This window comes from Priestia sp. FSL W8-0001, from assembly GCF_038050335.1.
In the GTDB taxonomy this organism is placed as follows: Bacteria; Bacillota; Bacilli; order Bacillales; family Bacillaceae_H; genus Priestia; species Priestia flexa.
In genome coordinates this window covers 819,639-836,479 of the sequence record NZ_JBBPAL010000001.1, presented here as the reverse complement: position 1 = coordinate 836,479, position 16,841 = coordinate 819,639, and the positions used below count along the sequence as shown (strand labels likewise).

15 protein-coding genes, 1 tRNA gene and 3 pseudogenes are annotated in these 16,841 nt (G+C 38.8%); 10 read left to right on the top strand and 9 right to left on the bottom strand.

Features of this window, described 5'->3' with window-relative positions; translation table 11 throughout:
• Window positions 1-159 precede the first annotated feature (159 nt).
• Window positions 160-1,089, top strand: coding sequence for an IS4 family transposase (locus MKZ18_RS04440; protein ID WP_340842914.1), 930 nt, complete (start codon window positions 160-162; stop codon window positions 1,087-1,089).
• A gap of 382 nt (window positions 1,090-1,471) precedes the next feature.
• Here MKZ18_RS04440 and MKZ18_RS04435 read toward each other — a convergent pair whose 3' ends face one another.
• Both MKZ18_RS04435 and tnpC read right to left on the bottom strand, forming a co-directional pair.
• Window positions 1,472-2,215, bottom strand: a complete 744-nt coding sequence (locus MKZ18_RS04435; protein WP_340842915.1) for a hypothetical protein — start codon at window positions 2,213-2,215, stop codon at window positions 1,472-1,474.
• 223 nt (window positions 2,216-2,438) lie between these two features.
• Window positions 2,439-3,239 (bottom strand): annotated as a pseudogene (gene tnpC / locus MKZ18_RS04430) (IS66 family transposase); the annotation flags it as partial.
• Between the two features lie 262 nt (window positions 3,240-3,501).
• On the opposite strand from tnpC, the gene MKZ18_RS04425 reads away from it, so the two are divergent.
• The gene (locus tag MKZ18_RS04425; protein ID WP_144594072.1) at window positions 3,502-3,702 is read left to right on the top strand and encodes a helix-turn-helix domain-containing protein; all 201 of its coding nucleotides are present in this window, start codon (window positions 3,502-3,504) and stop codon (window positions 3,700-3,702) included.
• A gap of 88 nt (window positions 3,703-3,790) precedes the next feature.
• Window positions 3,791-4,876, top strand: a complete 1,086-nt coding sequence (locus tag MKZ18_RS04420) for a site-specific integrase (RefSeq protein WP_341344501.1) — start codon at window positions 3,791-3,793, stop codon at window positions 4,874-4,876.
• 152 nt (window positions 4,877-5,028) lie between these two features.
• Here MKZ18_RS04420 and MKZ18_RS04415 read toward each other — a convergent pair.
• Window positions 5,029-5,100 (bottom strand) — tRNA-Val (locus MKZ18_RS04415).
• Window positions 5,101-5,205: 105 nt separating this feature from the next.
• Here MKZ18_RS04415 and MKZ18_RS04410 point away from each other — a divergent pair.
• Window positions 5,206-5,967: an arylamine N-acetyltransferase family protein gene (locus MKZ18_RS04410; protein ID WP_061786019.1), complete on the top strand. Its 762-nt coding sequence runs from the start codon at window positions 5,206-5,208 to the stop codon at window positions 5,965-5,967.
• Between the two features lie 57 nt (window positions 5,968-6,024).
• Here MKZ18_RS04410 and MKZ18_RS04405 read toward each other — a convergent pair whose 3' ends face one another.
• The 4 genes from MKZ18_RS04405 to gnd form a co-directional block, all read right to left on the bottom strand.
• A complete protein-coding gene (locus MKZ18_RS04405; RefSeq protein WP_340842917.1) occupies window positions 6,025-6,606 on the bottom strand; it encodes a DUF1349 domain-containing protein in 582 nt (193 codons plus the stop codon).
• Window positions 6,607-6,682: 76 nt separating this feature from the next.
• Window positions 6,683-8,008: a GntP family permease gene (locus tag MKZ18_RS04400; RefSeq protein WP_061786020.1), complete on the bottom strand. Its 1,326-nt coding sequence runs from the start codon at window positions 8,006-8,008 to the stop codon at window positions 6,683-6,685.
• Window positions 8,009-8,249: 241 nt separating this feature from the next.
• Window positions 8,250-9,791 carry a gluconokinase gene (gntK, locus tag MKZ18_RS04395; protein ID WP_341344500.1) on the bottom strand — a complete coding sequence of 514 codons (1,542 nt, stop codon included), beginning with the start codon at window positions 9,789-9,791 and terminating at the stop codon, window positions 8,250-8,252.
• Between the two features lie 21 nt (window positions 9,792-9,812).
• Complete coding sequence (gene gnd, locus MKZ18_RS04390; RefSeq protein WP_025908649.1) at window positions 9,813-10,709, bottom strand: phosphogluconate dehydrogenase (NAD(+)-dependent, decarboxylating); 897 nt, start codon at window positions 10,707-10,709, stop codon at window positions 9,813-9,815.
• Between the two features lie 148 nt (window positions 10,710-10,857).
• Between gnd and MKZ18_RS04385 the strand changes: the two are divergent.
• Window positions 10,858-11,702, top strand: a pseudogene (locus MKZ18_RS04385) (MurR/RpiR family transcriptional regulator).
• A 128-nt stretch (window positions 11,703-11,830) separates the two neighbouring features.
• Window positions 11,831-12,304, top strand: a complete 474-nt coding sequence (locus MKZ18_RS04380; protein WP_025908646.1) for a GNAT family N-acetyltransferase — start codon at window positions 11,831-11,833, stop codon at window positions 12,302-12,304.
• Window positions 12,305-12,347: 43 nt separating this feature from the next.
• Here MKZ18_RS04380 and MKZ18_RS04375 read toward each other — a convergent pair whose 3' ends face one another.
• Window positions 12,348-12,890: a phosphatidylglycerophosphatase A family protein gene (locus tag MKZ18_RS04375; RefSeq protein WP_025908645.1), complete on the bottom strand. Its 543-nt coding sequence runs from the start codon at window positions 12,888-12,890 to the stop codon at window positions 12,348-12,350.
• Window positions 12,891-13,094: 204 nt separating this feature from the next.
• Here MKZ18_RS04375 and MKZ18_RS04370 point away from each other — a divergent pair, with 204 nt between their 5' ends.
• From MKZ18_RS04370 to MKZ18_RS04355, 4 genes are all read left to right on the top strand, one after another.
• Complete coding sequence (locus MKZ18_RS04370) at window positions 13,095-13,496, top strand: hypothetical protein (RefSeq protein ID WP_061786023.1); 402 nt, start codon at window positions 13,095-13,097, stop codon at window positions 13,494-13,496.
• A 91-nt stretch (window positions 13,497-13,587) separates the two neighbouring features.
• Window positions 13,588-14,313, top strand: a complete 726-nt coding sequence (locus MKZ18_RS04365; RefSeq protein WP_025908643.1) for an alpha/beta hydrolase — start codon at window positions 13,588-13,590, stop codon at window positions 14,311-14,313.
• Window positions 14,314-14,395: 82 nt separating this feature from the next.
• The gene (locus MKZ18_RS04360; protein ID WP_025908642.1) at window positions 14,396-14,908 is read left to right on the top strand and encodes a YjcG family protein; all 513 of its coding nucleotides are present in this window, start codon (window positions 14,396-14,398) and stop codon (window positions 14,906-14,908) included.
• A gap of 6 nt (window positions 14,909-14,914) precedes the next feature.
• On the top strand, window positions 14,915-15,337 hold the full coding sequence (locus tag MKZ18_RS04355; RefSeq protein ID WP_025908641.1) for a GNAT family N-acetyltransferase: 423 nt from the start codon (window positions 14,915-14,917) through the stop codon (window positions 15,335-15,337).
• 98 nt (window positions 15,338-15,435) lie between these two features.
• On the opposite strand, the pseudogene MKZ18_RS04350 reads toward MKZ18_RS04355, so the two are convergent.
• Window positions 15,436-16,739: pseudogene (locus MKZ18_RS04350) on the bottom strand (spore germination protein).
• Between the last annotated feature and the right edge of the window lie 102 nt (window positions 16,740-16,841).

The following is a 16,841-nucleotide window of genomic DNA, read 5'->3' as shown; positions in this document are numbered from 1 at the left end:
AACGTTATAAATATATAATTTATCACTAGTGTCGCATTAAAATAATTCAGCGCTTTATAAAAATCTAAATTTTCAGTAATTTTATCTTTGCATAAAAAAAGCCTTTATAATGGTTGGGCGGTAATAAACCATCCAAATCCAAAATAAAGGACAATAAGCATGGATAAGTTTACACGAAAAACATCATTTGAACAATGGTTTTCACCGATTTTCTCCACAAAACTCGAGGAATTGGTTGAAAGCTATCAATTAAATTACTATACAAAGAAGCTACACATTGCGTCATTCTTGAAATTGTTCGTATTCGCTCAGCTCAATGAAACCGAGAGTCTGCGTGCAGTCAGTGAGACATTATTTTCTGACGACCTTCAAAAAGCGACGCATTTAGAAGCGATTAGCTTTTCGCAGCTCGGACGCCGATTAAATCAAGTGCCGACTGAAGTGTTCCAACAGGTATTTTTGGATTTAGTTGCCCAAATTCACGAGAAATCACATTATGAGCAGCGCCGAGAAACGACAACACCACTGAAAATTATCGACTCGAGTACGTTGCCATTGAACTTGAAAAACCATAAGTGGGCTGAATTCCGTAAAACAAAGTCGGGCATCAAGCTTCATTTACGTCTTGTTTACGCAGAAAAAGGCTGTTCCTATCCAGATAAAGCGGTGCTGACAAACGCGAAAGAACATGATCGTGGTCAGCTGGAAGTACTCGTTGACGACAAAGAATGCATGTACGTCTTTGACCGGGGTTACTTGGATTATGAACGATTTGACCGCATGACAGACGATGGGTATTTCTTTGTGTCACGCTTACGAAAAAACGCTGTCATTCGTGTAATCGAGCCATTTAAACTGCCTGAAGACTCGCTTGTGTTTTCAGATGAAATGGTTTTGATTGGTACACCACAAAACCGTGCAGAAAACGCTTTTCGCCTCATCAAAGTGCTCGATTCAAAAGGAAACGAACTGCATCTGAACACGAATAGTTCGAGAACGTACTTACAAATTAGTCGTTTACTGAAGGCAGCTCCATGGAAATCCGCTCACTTATGGCTACGAAAAATCGCAGGAAAAGCGGTCCCATAAAGGGTTTCCCGCCTCTGTCACACTCGTCAACAGTTATAGTAAAAAAATGGATGTTTACTACCTCTGTTCAAGAGTATTCGTTTTTCTTTATAAAAGGAAAAATAAGAAAACAGAAAATTCAGTTAAAATTTATGCGACGCTAGTGATTTTTTTTATCTAATCTGATATACATAAAAGCAAATAATAAAAGTAATGCAATACTAATAGGGAAAACAATATAGGAATCTGTTGTTTCACTTACACTAGATTTTAATGTGTAGTTATAAATGATATATGCAATTCCAATAATAGCTATTAATATTTGATATGTTCTTTTTTTACTAAACATATAAAACAAACCCCTTTTCTGATAAGCTACTCCAAGGGTATGTTAAAGATTTATTTAGAAGCAATTCTTAATAAATGTATCTATTCCTAGGAGTGCGTATAATGCGTCAAAAGCATCTGGTGTAGCTCTAGCTGTCTTTTTTAACGCTAGTTTCATAGCTGTTGTTTTAGAATACTTAGCAACTCTGCTACCAGGTTTTTTAATTCTTGAATAGTAATCGTAAGACTTAACAAGCTTGTTAGCGAATTTAGCTGTACCACCTGCAACTTTGATCGCTTTTTTAATTTTTAATATTTTAGCAATTGGAACAGCATTCTGTGCTATAGCATAACCTATTCCTTTAGCACAACCCCAAGCTGAGAAACTAGTAAAAACCGGTTCTTCGTTAGTAAGCTTTTGTTTTTCTGATTCTAATGCAGCCACCAACTCTGAATCTTGTGTGTTTTCAATCATCCAATCTAATCTTTCGACAGTTTTATCTTCTGTTACTAGTTCATCGGGAACACTTTCAATTAAAGAAAAACCTTCTTCCATCGTAGCAAGCTCATCTTCTGTATAAACCTCGCTTTTGTCCATCTCGTCTTCATCTAGAAATTCAAGCTCGCCATTTGAAGCTTCTTCATCTATTAGTGCAAGTTCTTGATCCAACTCTTCATCTGTTAGGTTCTGACTTTCACTATCTACGTTCTCCGCTGCTTGTGTACCAATAGTTTTAAAGTTAAAAACAGATGTAAAAACTAATGATAAACTAGCAACCACTAAAACTCTCTTAAAAATAGAAAATACTTTGTTATCCAACCTTGTTACCTCCTAAATTTTACAACTTTTACCCTCCGTTTACAACACTAACATTCCTTTTATGTAAAATAAACCCATTAAAATAGATTTTTTTCCCAAATGGCACTCCGTTTGACATTAGTAGTGTTCTAGATTAAACGTAAGCCCGAAATATAAAAAATAGCGCACCTTCACGGTACGTACGACGAACGGCCAGCTAACTGAATTTTTTTCAGTTAGCTGGCTATTTTGCACATGTGGCTTGAATATTCTCTGACCATGGCATGTAATTATGTAAAATCTCAGGGTGTTGATGAAACGATATATTAGGTAATTCCGTCATCAGCTTTACCAAGTACTGATAAAAATCAATTCCGTTTGCTTTGGCCGTTTCAGCCAAACTCAAACAAATGGCATTCGCATTAGCGCCTGCTTCACTCACGGAGAAGAGCCAGTTTTTGCGACCAATAACATTTGGACGAATGGCATTTTCAGCGGGATTGTTATCAATGGCGACATACCCATTTTCAAGAAAAACCTTTAACTCTGATGAACGGCTTAATGTATATTCAGCTGCTTTCGCAATGGCATTTTTACCGAAGAAAGGCGAACGATCAATCCAATCCATAAATTCATCGACGATCGGTTTTGCTTCTTGTTGGCGAACTTGCAAGCGCTCTTCCGGTGAAAGATGTTTGATTTTCCGTTCAATATGAAACAACCGATCGCAGTACTGCACGCCTATTCGTCCATTTTTACTATCGGCTTTTAGCCAATAACGGCGTACGTGAGCCCAACAGTTGGCGAATTGAACATGAGGTAATTGACCGTAAGCTGAATACCCATCACAGATCACAGTGCCTTTGAATCCCTTAATTAAATCTTCTAATACAGCGCGCCCACGAGAAAGAGCGCTCTTAAATAGAACGATAATGGGACCTTCACTTTGTACACTGCGACATACCCAGTTATAAGCGTTTGATTGAGCTGGCTTTCCATCTGAACGCTTAATTATTTGTGCGTAGGTTTCATCTATACCAAAAATCCAAGAATGCCGAAAACTTAGTATTAGTATTCACAAAATGCCGAAATTTATACCTGCTTACAATCGGAAAGAACTATTAATAAATATAGACTCAAGCACTTATTGCGTCATCACAATGCTTTTTTATATCTCTTATAAAAGAAACCTTTTTAAATTTGTAAGCTCTCTTTATTTAATCCTAATGAAAATTGATTATTCTATATAAATTTTAAAAACCAATAAATTAGCTTTAAAAAACTTGCTTCAAGGACGTGTCAAAACTATGCATAAAACTATTGAAGATTATCCTTTTATTTTAACAGCTGTACATATTGCAGAGATCTTAACAATTTCTAAGCCAACTGCGTATGAATTAATGGAGCAAACTTCCTTTCCATTAATTCGAATTGGTAGAAACAAAAGAGTACGAAAAGATGAATTCTTTAATTGGCTTAAACAGCAACAACAAGTAAGCAGCTTATAAAAAGAAAAGCAAGTGGCCAAAATGATATTAGACCACTTGCTTTCCTTTGTCTGCACATAATTATAGACATACGGAGGTTAGCAACTAGATGAAAGGTAGTGTCAAAAAGAGAGGAAACACTTGGACATATACAGTAGATATAGGTAGAGATCCACTTACCGGTAGGCGGAAACAAAAAGTCAAAGGCGGCTTTACACGCCAAAAAGATGCACAAGCCGCTCTCCGTAAGATTCTCACTGAGCTGGATGAAAATCGATATGTTGAACCAAGTAAAGAAACCTTCTCTTCTTACTTAGAAAATTGGTTTACACATTACCAAAAACGCATAAAAGATACTACTGTTTCTAGTAGAAAATATTTAATGGATAAACACTTAATCAAAGAAAATCCATTTTCAAACAAAGAACTAGCCAAGATTACAACACAAGATATTGACGCTTTTTATAATTTGAAACTTGAACAAGGATACAGCACCAGTACGATTCGTAAGATTCATCAAATGCTTAATCAATCTTTTAACCAAGCAATTAAATGGGGGAAAATCCCCAATAATCCCGTAATTAATGCTGATCCGCCTTCAGTTAAAAAAGAAGAAATGAAGATTTGGTCATTTGATGAAATCCATCTCTTTCTTCAACGTTGTAAAAACGAGCGTCATTATCTTACCTTTCTGCTCGCTATTCACACCGGAATGAGACGAGGAGAAATCTTGGGACTAAAATGGAGCGATATTGATTTTGAGAATAAAGTGATTCAAGTTCAACGCTCACTCTCTCACATTCCTAGTAAAGGATATGTACTAACTACACCTAAAACGAAAAAGTCTATTCGTTCTGTTCCCATTACTACTATGATTGTGAATGAGTTACGTTTACATCAGAAAAAACAAGAAGAATGGAAAGAGCGACTAGGTGAATATTTTTCAGATCAAGGTCTAGTCATTTGTACAGAAACGGGAAGTTTTCAAGATCCGCGAAATGTATTACGAGTAATGAAACGAATTATTGAAGAAGCAAACGTGACACCCATTCGCTTTCACGACTTACGTCATACGCACGCTTCCATCTTACTTTCTGAAGGTGTAGATGCTGTGAGAGTATCTGCTCGCTTAGGACACGCTAATCCTAAAATTACATTAGAAACAATATGCTCACCTCATTCCAAATGCAGATAATGAAGTAGCGGATATCTTCCATAAAGCGTTTGAACAGTCTCGTGAGCAAAATGTGAGCAAACACTAAATCTAGCCTAAATGATCAAGAAACAACAAAACACAAAAAAGGCCAAAACCCTTATATACCAAGGGTTTCAGCCTTTTTAATAGAATGACCTGTGAGGGATTTGAACCCCCGACCCCTTCCCTGTCAAGGAAGTGCTCTCCCGCTGAGCTAACAAGTCGTAATATGATGTATGTATTGATATTATTATAGGGATGAATCTGATGAGTTGTCAATACTTTCTTTATCGGATATAGAACGCTTTCAGCTAAAGGAGGATGTTCCTTTGAATAGTAACTATTATTTTACTCGCTTTTTGGCCAAGCGTCCCGCTGAGCCAACGCTTGAGAACCTGGCTTTTTTACAGGAAAAGCATATGCTTCATATTCCGTTTGAGAACCTGGACGTGATTAGCAAGACGCCAATTATTACGGACCTTGAGCGCATTTTTGAAAAAGTGGTGATCAATCTTCGCGGGGGTTTTTGCTATGAGTTAAACGGGCTGTTTGGCTGGCTGCTTCGCGAAATCGGCTATGATGCTCATTACGTAGGCGCAACGGTGAAAAAGCCCGACGGCTCGTGGACGATTGAAGGCAGTCACGCGACGAACCTTGTTCATCTAGACGATGAACCGTATCTTGTGGACGTTGGATTTGGCGATTCGGTTCGTAAACCCGTCCCCCTTTCAGGAGAAGTCGTTAGCGACGTTAGCGGTGAGTACCGCGCGCTTCAAATAGACGAAGAGCACTATGACCTTCAGCGCTTTGAAGACGAGCAGTGGAAAACGCTGCACCGCGTGTCAACGGTACCAAAAGAATTTCACGAGTTTGCGCCGATGTGTGAGTTTAACCAAACGTCACCGGAGTCACCGTTTACACATAAGCGCTTAGTCACAATTGCCACAAAGGAAGGACGCAAAACGCTTTCTGATTTGACGCTAATTATCACAGAAAACAGTCAAAAAACGAAAGAAACGATTGCAGAAGAAGATCTCCCTATGCTTCTTCAACAGCACTTCTATTTATTTTTAATGGACAGCTTTTCATAAGAAAAAAGCAGCCGGCTGCAAAAGGGTTATACCCCTTTTGACATCCCGCTGCTTTTTTTATTGCTGAATTTCAACAAATTCAAACGAAGCTTCGTATCCTTCTCCCTGCGGACTGCAGGCATAGATGCCGATTTGCATGGTCTCTTCTTCTGCGAATAAATGCGCGATTCGCAGCTGTTTCCACTTCTCACCGTCAACAGAATAATAAAGTGAGTAGTCTTGCCCTACTTTCTTCATTCGAAAGTAAAGAGCCGACTGATCCTCTTCAAAATCTTGCGTAGACCAGTCTGAGTAACCGTTATTGGTGACAACTGCTCCTAGCTTGTTTGATTCATTCGGAATGTATTCAACGGACGATTTAATCCACGTATCCTTTGAGACGCGCACCATTAACCCTGCCTGGTCGTAGCGATTTAGAGGCTTGGTGTGTACTTTCGTTGTAAGCTGAGAGTCTCCAGATACTTCTTTATAAAGAAAGTGACCGTTATCTACTTGAAAACCGTAGTGCGTTCGCTGCCAGAAATCCATATTGACATTAGGTTTCATGACGAGGTGCTGCTCGTTTAATTCGAAATGAGTCGGTTTTGAAAACCACTTAAACTCCTTTAAAAGCTCTTTTCCATGAAACGTCTGTGGCATGTTTTTCCCGCTTTACCTTTTACCTTTCTAATGTAGCACAAAAGCCCTCTTCCTACGTAGAAAGAGGGCTCCAAGATCAGACAATTAGGTTCACGATAAGCACCGTACCGAACGCAATAAATGAAAGCAATGTTTCAAGTACCGTCCACGTTTGGAACGTTTCTTTTACCGTTAAGCCTAGGTATTCTTTTACCATCCAGAAACCTGCATCGTTAACGTGAGAGAACATCAGTGAACCTGCGCCTGTTGCGATAACAAGAAGCTCTAGGTTTACGCCTGACATATGCTCGATAACCGGTGATACGATTCCTGCGGCTGTTGTGAGGGCTACTGTTGCTGAGCCGGTTGCGATACGAATGAGACCTGCGATCATAAATGCTAGAACAAGTGGTGATAGTGAAAGATTCTCAGACATTTGAGCGATTGTTGTTCCTACACCGCTTTCAATTAAGACTTCTTTAAATCCTCCACCTGCACCGATGATTAAAATAATCGAACCAACTGGCAGCAAGCACTCTTCTGATAGCTTTTTGATTGTTTCTTTTGTCATGCCTTGCTTCATACCTAAGAAGTAGAAAGCGACAAAACACGCAATTAATAGTGCGATTAGCGGGCTACCGATAAAGACTAGAAGCTTTTCAAGACCACTTCCTAACGGTAAGTACGGCGCAACCGCTGATAAAATCATTAGTAAGACTGGTAACAAAATAACAAAGAATGAGATTCCTGTTCCAGGTAATTCTTTTGAAAGAGTTGTTACGCGAATAAGTTCTGGCTCACCTTGTGGAACAACGCGCTTATGAATCCACTTTGCGTATACGGGTCCTGCAATAATAGCTGCTGGAATGGCAACGATTAATGAGTATAAAAGAACGCGTCCAAGGTTTGCATCGTAAATGCTAATGGCAGCTAGTGCGCCTGGATGCGGTGGTACCAATCCGTGTACAATTGATAAACCTGCGATAACTGGTAAAGCAATTAATAAAATATTTTGTTTCGTTGTTTTATGAATTGAGATAACGAGCGGTAGTAAAATTAAAATACCAACTTCAAAGAAAACGGGAATTCCGATAATGAATCCTGCGATAAGCATCGCCCACGGTAAACGCTTTGTACCAAATGAACGAACAAAGAAGTCTGCCACTTGCATACCTGCTCCAGAGTCAGCCATTAGCTTACCAAGGATCGTTCCAAGCGCTAAAATTCCAACTAAGTGTCCAAGTACGCTGCCCACTCCTGTTTCGTAAGCTTTTACAATTTGATCTAATTCTAACCCTGACGTAACCGCTAAGAAGATGCTGGCTACTGTTAAGCTAATAAACGCATGCCATTTAAATACTGACACCCCTATGATAACGATTACAATTGATACTAAAGTCATCAGTAGTAAATAAGTATCCATGTTCATTCCGCCTCTCTTGTTTGATATGTAATCGGTTTCTTTTTTCATTTAAATAAATCGAAGCCTTGTAAGCTTCCAAACTATTAAACTTGTTATCGCTTTCAATTATCTTTCAATAGAAAACGATTTCATCAACTACTTAAATTATATGAAAAAATTTTTCTTAATTCAACCTTATTTTAGAAAAAAATAATATTTTAATGCAAAAAAAGTACCAAAAGGTACTTTTTTTGCGCTTTTATTATTCTACGTGCTTCTTTTGAAAGTTTGCGATATTGGCATATTCTTCACCTAATAAACGCGATAAGCGAATATAGATAGGTGTTAGCTCTTCATAAATGGAAACATGAGCTTCAATTGGCTTATGGTGATGCGTTGCACCGACCATATCGGAAACAACTTCAAGAGAATCGACTTCTCCTAAACCGTACATACCTAAAATGATTGCTCCTAGACAAGAGCTTTCAAAGCTTTCAGGAACCGATACGTCTTGGTTAAAAATATCAGCCATCATTTGACGCCATAGTGGTGAACGAGCAAAGCCACCTGTTGCTTGAATTTGCTTCGGCTCACCGATTAGCTCTTCAAGTGCTAATAAAACCGTATAAAGGTTAAAGATAACACCTTCTAAGACCGCACGAATCATATGTTCTTTTTTATGGTGTAATCCAAGGCCAATGAATGAACCTCTGGCATTCGCGTCCCAAAGCGGCGCTCTTTCTCCAGATAAATAAGGATGGAACAGCAGGCCATCCGCTCCTGGCTTCACCGTATTTGCAATATCTGTTAGCATTTCATACGGATCTTTCCCCAAGCGCTTAGCTGTCTCTACTTCGGCTGCACCCAGCTGCTCTTTTGCCCATCTGAAGATCATTCCACCATTATTCACAGGACCGCCAATTACCCAGTGGTTTTCCGTTAACACATAGCAGAAAATACGACCTTTTGGATCCACAACCGGACGATCGGTTACGGCACGAATGGCGCCGCTTGTTCCGATTGTTACCGCTACAACTCCAGGTTTAATCGCATTTACACCAAGGTTTGAAAGCACTCCGTCACTTGCTCCAACAATAAATGAAGTGGTAGGTAAAAGGTTCATTTCGGTTGCAAGATCTGGATTTAACCCTTTCATACAATGTGTCGTTGATACCGGCGTTGATAATTTGTCAGCTGATACGCCGCTTACCTTTAACGCTTCCTTATCCCAGCTTAAGTTTTTTAAGTTAAACATACCTGTAGCTGATGCAATTGAATAATCCACTACGTATTCGCCAAACAGCTTATAAAACACATATTCTTTAATTGAAATGAATTTATGAGCTTGTTCCACAATATCCGTATGCTCATGAGATAGCCACGTCAGCTTTGCTAATGGTGACATCGGGTGAATTGGTGTTCCGGTACGCAGGTAAATTTCATGTCCGTTCCACTCATTCTTAATCTTCTCTGCCCATTTCGCACTTCTGTTGTCTGCCCACGTAATACACTTTGTGATCGGCTTACCGTTTTCATCTACTGCGATGACGCTGTGCATCGCAGAGCTAAACGATACGCAAAGAATATCTTCCGGATTCACATTGCTTTCGTTCATGACGCCTTTAATTGTTGTAATGACGGCTTGAAAAATTTCCTCCGGGTCTTGCTCTGCTACATCGGGTACGGGTGCATATAAAGGATACTCAACTCCTTTTCGTGAAAGAGCCGTTCCATCTATTGAGAATAGAACGGACTTTGTACTTGTCGTACCGATATCAACTCCGATTGCATATTTGGTGCTCATGCTGCTTTCCCCCTTGTTTGATTATTTCTTAACTGTGCTATGTCCTCCGAACTCGTTGCGAAGAGCCGCTACTACTTTCCCCGTAAACGTATCTTCCTCTAATGAACGATAGCGCATCATTAAGGATAGTGCAATAACAGGTGTTGGTGCTTGTAAATCAAGCGCTTCTTCAACCGTCCATTTCCCTTCACCAGAAGACTGCATAACCCCTCTAATTTCATCTAGTTTTGGATCTTTCGAGAACGCATTCTCCGTTAGTTCCATTAACCATGAACGAATAACTGATCCGTTGTTCCAAACGCGCGCTACTTTTTCGTAATCGTAGTCGAATTGGCTTTTCTCAAGTACTTCAAAGCCTTCAGCAATTGCTTGCATCATGCCGTATTCGATACCGTTATGAACCATTTTTAAGTAGTGGCCGCTTCCGCATTCACCAGCGTACAGGTAGCCGTTTTCTACACAGATATCTTGGAATAATGGCTCGATTGTGCTGAATACTTCTTTGTCTCCACCAATCATTGTACATGCTCCGTTTCGAGCACCTTCCATACCACCGCTTGTACCTACGTCAAAGAAGAAGATTCCTTTTTCTTTTAAGTCGTTTCCGCGACGTACAGATTCTTTATAGTTAGAGTTACCGCCGTCAATTACGATATCTCCTTCATTTAATAAACCTTTAAGTTGCACTAGCGTTTGTTCTGTTGCATCTCCTGCTGGAACCATTACCCAAACAATTTTTGGAGATGGTAGCTTTTCAATCACTTGCTCTAATGAATCAAACGCTTCTACGCCTTCACCATTCATTTTTGTTACTGCTTCTTTATTTAAGTCGAATGCTACGACATTGTGATTGTGGTCACGCAAATTTAATGCTAAATTGTAACCCATTTTTCCTAAACCTACTAAACCTAATTTCATGATGTATGTCCTCCAGAAAAAAATTTTCTTGTCTATTCACTATTATACGAAATTTTTTTCATAACCGCAAACGATTACAAGAAAATTTTTTTCGTTAATTATTCTATGCTATACTATCTTTACAAATATTCTGAAAGGAAATTAGTTTATGACGCAAAACTGCTTAGGAAACATTCGGTCTCATTATGCTCGCTTTAGCGATAAGGAAAAGAAAATCGCGAATTATATTTTAGAACACCCAGAAGATATTATTCATAGCACCATTAATGAAGTTGCTGATAACCTAAACGTTGCGGATGCGACGGTTTTCCGCTTTTGTAAACGAATCGGCTTTAAAGGCTATCAAGCTATGAAAATTTCTTTAGCAGCTGAAATTATGACGCCTATTCAGCAAATCCATGAAGAGATTACTGAGGATGATAATGAACGCGTCATTGCTGAAAAATTTTCCGTTCAAATATTCGAACGCTCGAAAACACGCTTCAAATTTTAGATAAAGACGCGATTGAAAAAGCAACTCGCCTCCTGCAGCAAGCAAAGAAAGTCTACTTTTACGGTACGGGTGGATCGGCTATTATCGCGATGGATGCTTACCATAAATTTGTTCGAACGGGTACAGAAGTGTTTGCGTTTATCGACTCTCACTTTCAGCTCATGTCGGCATCTCAATTAACGAAACATGATGTGGCGGTCATTATCTCTCATTCAGGTACAAATAAAGATACGTTAAACATTTTAAATACGGCTAAGCAGCACGGTGCGAAAACCATTGGCATCACGGGCTTTCCAAAGTCACCACTTAGTCAAAATGTAGACGTTTCCCTGTATACAAGCTCTGAAGAAACGGAATATCGTTCCGAAGCCCTCGCTTCTCGCATCGGCCAATTAAGCTTAATTGACGCTCTTTACGTCAACATTATGATTGCCAACAAAGAAAAAGCAAAGCACTCTTTAGAAAAAGTACGAGACGCTATCTCAGAAACGCGTATTTAAAAGCCTGTGATATAATAACGCAGGCTTTTTAACATTCCTTCTTTTTTTTCATATGCTATAAGTATTCACGCTCAGTGGGCTTTTGACTAGTGGTATGCAAACTGATAAAAAAGCAGGTGAAACGAAAAATGGAAATCGTCTACCGAACAGCAAGAATAGATGATTATCAAGGCGTTAATGCGGTTTTAAAAGAATCTTTGGAGCTTCACGCCCACGCTTTACCCTCTTTATTTAGCACAGACCATATCGTTATTTCGTATGAACAGTATCAGGCCATCCTCTACTACAACTCCACCGACATTCTAATTGCTGAATACAACGGGCGTATCATCGGCGCTTCCGTTGTTGAGCTAAAATACTCCCCTCCTGTTAACGATCAATCTTTCATGTATACTGCCTACATTCAATATTTTGGTGTTAAAAAAGAGTGGAATAACTATGGAATTGGAAAAAAGCTATTTCATCGAACAAAAGAATGGGGGCGTAAAAAAGGGGCAAGTGAGCTTCAACTGACCGTGTGGGCTTTTAATCAAAAAGCCCAATCCTTTTACGAGAAGCTTGGTCTTAGCTCTCTTAGTCACCTTCTTTCTACAAAACTCTAACAAAAAAAGCGAGATGCATGTTCTCGCTTTTTTTATGAAATGATTATCGTTTCTCTAGAGATTCTTGGTAGCTTTCTAGCTCGTCTCGCTGCCGATGAGCCAAGCGGCTTGCTGCGCTTGAAGCAACGCTCGCAATTAAATCATCTAAGAACGTATGAACTTTATGCTCATTCTCTTTTTTACAATCTAGCTTTTTAATGACGCCTACTTTTACCTTGTCCAGATAACCAAATGTCGTCACAGCAATGCTTCCATATGTAAGGACTGCCCCTAAAGCAATGGTTTCATCAACGCCAAATAGCCCTTCATCTTGCTCTACAATGCTTTGAAGAGGTTCTGAGAGCTTGCCTCGTTCCGCTAATTTATCTAGTTCAATGCCGACTAAAAGCGCATGCTGAATTTCACGTTTTTGCAAAACACGCTCAACGCTTTCTGCACACTGTTGAATGGTTAGGTCTGGGTGATAAGGCAGCTGAAGGTCATACACAATCTCTGCAATATCAAATACTGAAACGCCTCTTTCTTCCAATAAACCCAGCGTCGCTGCCGTTACTTCTTTACTTGTTGGGATTTTTTTTGATGTCATCTTCTCCCTCTCCTTTGTCTAATGATGTACATGCCACTTATCTTCAATAGTTCTACACATTCAGTCAAAATCCTTTTTCACTAGGGCCTCCACCACACACAAATATGCGAACCTGCCTATTAATTGGTATAATTATTTTATTGATTGAAAGAAAAAGGAGGGACAGCGCAAAATCAGTCCTTTAGGTATTGGTTACGCACCAGCATGTCACAACACGAAGAAGAATATAAGCCGAAAAAGCTCGGGAAAATTATTTTACTAGCAGCGATTGTCATCACAGCATTGTTTTTCATTAGTCAGATTATCTTTTTACTTATCTCAGGATTTAGCAGCAATAAAGACGAAGTTGCGTTTTTCGCTGGGAATCATTACTCCATTATCCGTGAAGATGATACGTATCGCTTGTATGATAAAAAGACGAAGAATGTCATTTTGGATAACGTGAATGGCTATTACTCGAACAACGCTGTGTATAGCTATATTAAAAATGAAGAAGAATATGTCGTTATTAACGAACAAGAAGAAGAGTACATTATTCGTGAGATTGATCCAAGCAATTCCCAAGAAAAAGAGCTGTTTGAAAAGTTTACGCCATTGTCTAAATGAGAGACGATGGCTTTCTCTTTATCCTACCTAGCTTAAATATGCTACAATAAAGGTAGCGTTTTCATTCACTATCAGTATAGGAGTCGATATCATGTCAGAAAGCAAACGTCATTTAGAAGAACTATCTTTTTACAGCGAATCACTTCAAGAAGACGTGACGCTGCTTGTGTATTTACCTTCAAACTATTCAACGCTGTATAAATACTCACTGCTTATCGCGCAAGATGGGAAGGATTATGTCATGTACGGTCGAGCTCCTCGCTTAATTGATGAGCTTATGAAAGAATCTACTATCGATCGCACCATTTTTGTTGGTATCCCTTATAAAGATCCGTCCGACCGTCGTGAAAAATATCATCCGAACGGCTCACAGAACGAAGCATATATTCGCTTTTTAGCTCATGAACTCATTCCGTTTCTCGATGATAAATATCCTACTTATCAAATGGGGAAAACCCGAACGCTAATTGGGGATTCGTTAGCTGCGACCGTTTCCTTAGTAACAGCCATTCAATACCCAAATACATTCGGCAACGTTATTATGCATTCACCGTTTGTAAATGAAGATGTCTTAAAAGCTGTAAACGAATTTTCAACTCCTTCTCTGCTTGATTTATATCATGTCATCGGCACACAAGAAACGGCTGTAAAAACAACAAAAGACGGCGTATTAAATTTTATTGAGCCGAACCGACAGCTTCATGAAGCAATGAAGTCTAAGGGCTATGCGGTCTTTTACGATGAATTTGATGGCAATCATACGTGGAAATATTGGCAGAAAGATATTAAACGTTCACTTGAGATGATGCTTCGCTAGAAAGATGTCGCATTGTCGGAAAATTTGTTATACTAAACAAATGATATACATATTTTAAATCATTTATGTTGGAGGGATTTTTATGAAATTTGGCGTTGTTCTTTTTCCATCAAAAAAACTGCAAGATGTAGCGAACTCTTACCGAAAGCGCTACGACCCTCATTATTCATTAATTGCACCACATTTAACGGTAAAAGAAGTATTTGAAGCTTCAGAAACTGAAATTGAGCATATCGCTGCTCAGCTTCGTCAAGTTGCAAAAGATGCTAAGCCATTCACGCTAAACGTAACCAAAGTTAGTTCATTCTCTCCTGTGAACAATGTGATTTATTTAAAAGTCGAACAAAAAGCAGAACTAACGGCTCTTTACAATATGCTACACGAAGGGCAACTTAAACAGCCGACTGAATACACGTTTATTCCACATATCACAATTGGTCAAAGACTTTCAGATGATGAGCATTTAGATGTATACAGTCAGCTTAAATTAGTAGACGTTGCGCACGAAGAAGTTATCGATCGCTTTCACTTAATGTACCAATTAGAAAATGACACGTGGACGGTCTTTGAAACATTTAGATTTGGAAAGGAATAAAGATGTATGGAAATTAAAGTAGTAGCAACAAAAGACGAGCGGGAAGATGCGTACTATGTAAGAATGAAGGTCTTCGTCGAGGAACAAAAGGTCGATGTGGAAGAAGAAATCGATCAATACGAAGAAGAAGCAACGCATATCGTTGTGTATGATGAAGGTAAGCCAGTAGGAGCCGGTCGCCTACGCGTAGTTGATGGCTACGGTAAAATGGAGCGTATTTGCGTCATGCCTTCACATAGAAAAGCAGGTGTTGGTAAACTTATTATGAGCAAAATGGAAAGCCTAGCTGTAGATAAAGGCTTATCCAAACTCAAGCTCCATGGCCAAACTCATGCCGAAGGCTTCTATGAAAAGCTCGGATACGTAACGGTTTCAGGTGAATTTATGGATGCTGGCATTCCACATGTGGAAATGGTTAAAAAGCTGTAAAAACGTGTTTTATTATAGTCAAAACAAAAAGCGTGTTGCCTATAAGCAGCGCGCTTTTTGTTTGCGTCATTTTTAATTTAATGATGGCTAGCATTATTTTAAGCCTGTTTGCTAGAGAATTTCTTTCGGTTTCTTAGAAATGCGACAAAAAGAAGCACCAGCGGAATGACTACAAAAAGAGGGATATGTAAAACCTTTATTACTATTGTTAACCCTTCTTGAAGATGCTCTTGAACATTGCTTGCACTCATAATGGATATAAATAAAATAGTGATGCCAAAAGGATAAGAAAAGCGTGAAGGGGATTCAACTTTAAATAAACTTGCTGCACCTAGCATAAATAAAAAGCGAATTGATCGAGCTGAAATAGCCATCTCAAAAGCTGGATTCGCAAAGCTAGCTATAGCTGTAATTGAAACAACAATAACCATAGCTGGAGCAATTAGCGAAATAAGAAACATAAAGATTCGTAATAAACGAATAGATGTTGCAATGTCAAAGCGAGCATAGTAGTCTTCTGGAGATTGGAAGAACTGCATAAAAATAGCCGGAACGATTAATATAAAAGGTGTTCCATCTACAAAAATAGCTATTCATCCTTCTGATAAATTTCCCGCTACTACATCTGGTCTTTCCGTATTGTAAACGGTAGGAAACGGCATCAGTGTTTGATCTTCAATAAACTGTTCAATATATCCCGATTCAAGGATACTATCGATATCGATTTCTTTCAGCCTGTTGCGCATTTCTTGAATAATTTCTTCTTTCACGACGCTGTTTATGTACATTAGATTGACCTTGGTTTTCGTTATACAACCTATTTTTAAAGACTCCGTCCGTAAGTCAGGACTCTTAATAATCCGCCTTACCAGTGCTAGATTTACTCCTATAGACTCTGTAAACGCAGCTTTTGGACCACGAACAACCATTTCAGTAGTCGATTCAGAAATAGCTCGAGTTTCTCCCCCAGCAGCACTGGCGCTTAGCACTTTATTTATCCCATCTACTAGTAATTGTGTCACCTGTTGTTAAGGATAAAAACACGCCTTCCCACTTATTCATAACGGATAAATCATCCATCCGTGGTTATGATACTTTCCGAAATGACGTCTAAAGCATTATTTACAGTTATATTTGTTTTGCTCGGCTCTTTGGTTATAGAATCAATTAAAGAATCTTGAATAGATTGATTGTCTACAATTCCTTCTATATAAATAATTGCAACTTCTATCTCCAAATTCAGCCCTAATTTTAAATGTCTAACAACTATATCCGAACTGTCACCCATTTTCTGTGCGATGTACTGACGGTTTGCTTCTAGAGAAGATTCTACACAAGAATTAGAATCATTGGCCGTATGCGAATTCTTTTGTTTTTTTTGTTTCTTAAAGAACGAAGGCATGAAATGAAACACCTTTCTTTTTATTTCTATTATCTTAACCTTACAGGGATTTCTTATGTGAGATTTTGCATTTTATATCTTTTTATAAATTGAGATAAAAAG

Bases quoted from the DNA above. Each gene is read 5' to 3' on its own strand.
- MKZ18_RS04440 (WP_340842914.1), top strand. From the start codon at position 160: ATGGATAAGTTTACACGAAAAACATCATTTGAACAATGGTTTTCACCG.
- gnd (WP_025908649.1), bottom strand. From the start codon at position 10,709: ATGAAATTAGGTTTAGTAGGTTTAGGAAAAATGGGTTACAATTTAGCA.
- MKZ18_RS04380 (WP_025908646.1), top strand. From the start codon at position 11,831: ATGGAAATCGTCTACCGAACAGCAAGAATAGATGATTATCAAGGCGTT.
- MKZ18_RS04375 (WP_025908645.1), bottom strand. From the start codon at position 12,890: ATGACATCAAAAAAAATCCCAACAAGTAAAGAAGTAACGGCAGCGACG.
- MKZ18_RS04370 (WP_061786023.1), top strand. From the start codon at position 13,095: ATGTCACAACACGAAGAAGAATATAAGCCGAAAAAGCTCGGGAAAATT.
- MKZ18_RS04425 (WP_144594072.1), top strand. From the start codon at position 3,502: ATGCATAAAACTATTGAAGATTATCCTTTTATTTTAACAGCTGTACAT.
- MKZ18_RS04400 (WP_061786020.1), bottom strand. From the start codon at position 8,008: ATGGATACTTATTTACTACTGATGACTTTAGTATCAATTGTAATCGTT.
- MKZ18_RS04365 (WP_025908643.1), top strand. From the start codon at position 13,588: ATGTCAGAAAGCAAACGTCATTTAGAAGAACTATCTTTTTACAGCGAA.
- MKZ18_RS04420 (WP_341344501.1), top strand. From the start codon at position 3,791: ATGAAAGGTAGTGTCAAAAAGAGAGGAAACACTTGGACATATACAGTA.
- MKZ18_RS04355 (WP_025908641.1), top strand. From the start codon at position 14,915: ATGGAAATTAAAGTAGTAGCAACAAAAGACGAGCGGGAAGATGCGTAC.
- MKZ18_RS04405 (WP_340842917.1), bottom strand. From the start codon at position 6,606: ATGCCACAGACGTTTCATGGAAAAGAGCTTTTAAAGGAGTTTAAGTGG.
- MKZ18_RS04360 (WP_025908642.1), top strand. From the start codon at position 14,396: ATGAAATTTGGCGTTGTTCTTTTTCCATCAAAAAAACTGCAAGATGTA.
- gntK (WP_341344500.1), bottom strand. From the start codon at position 9,791: ATGAGCACCAAATATGCAATCGGAGTTGATATCGGTACGACAAGTACA.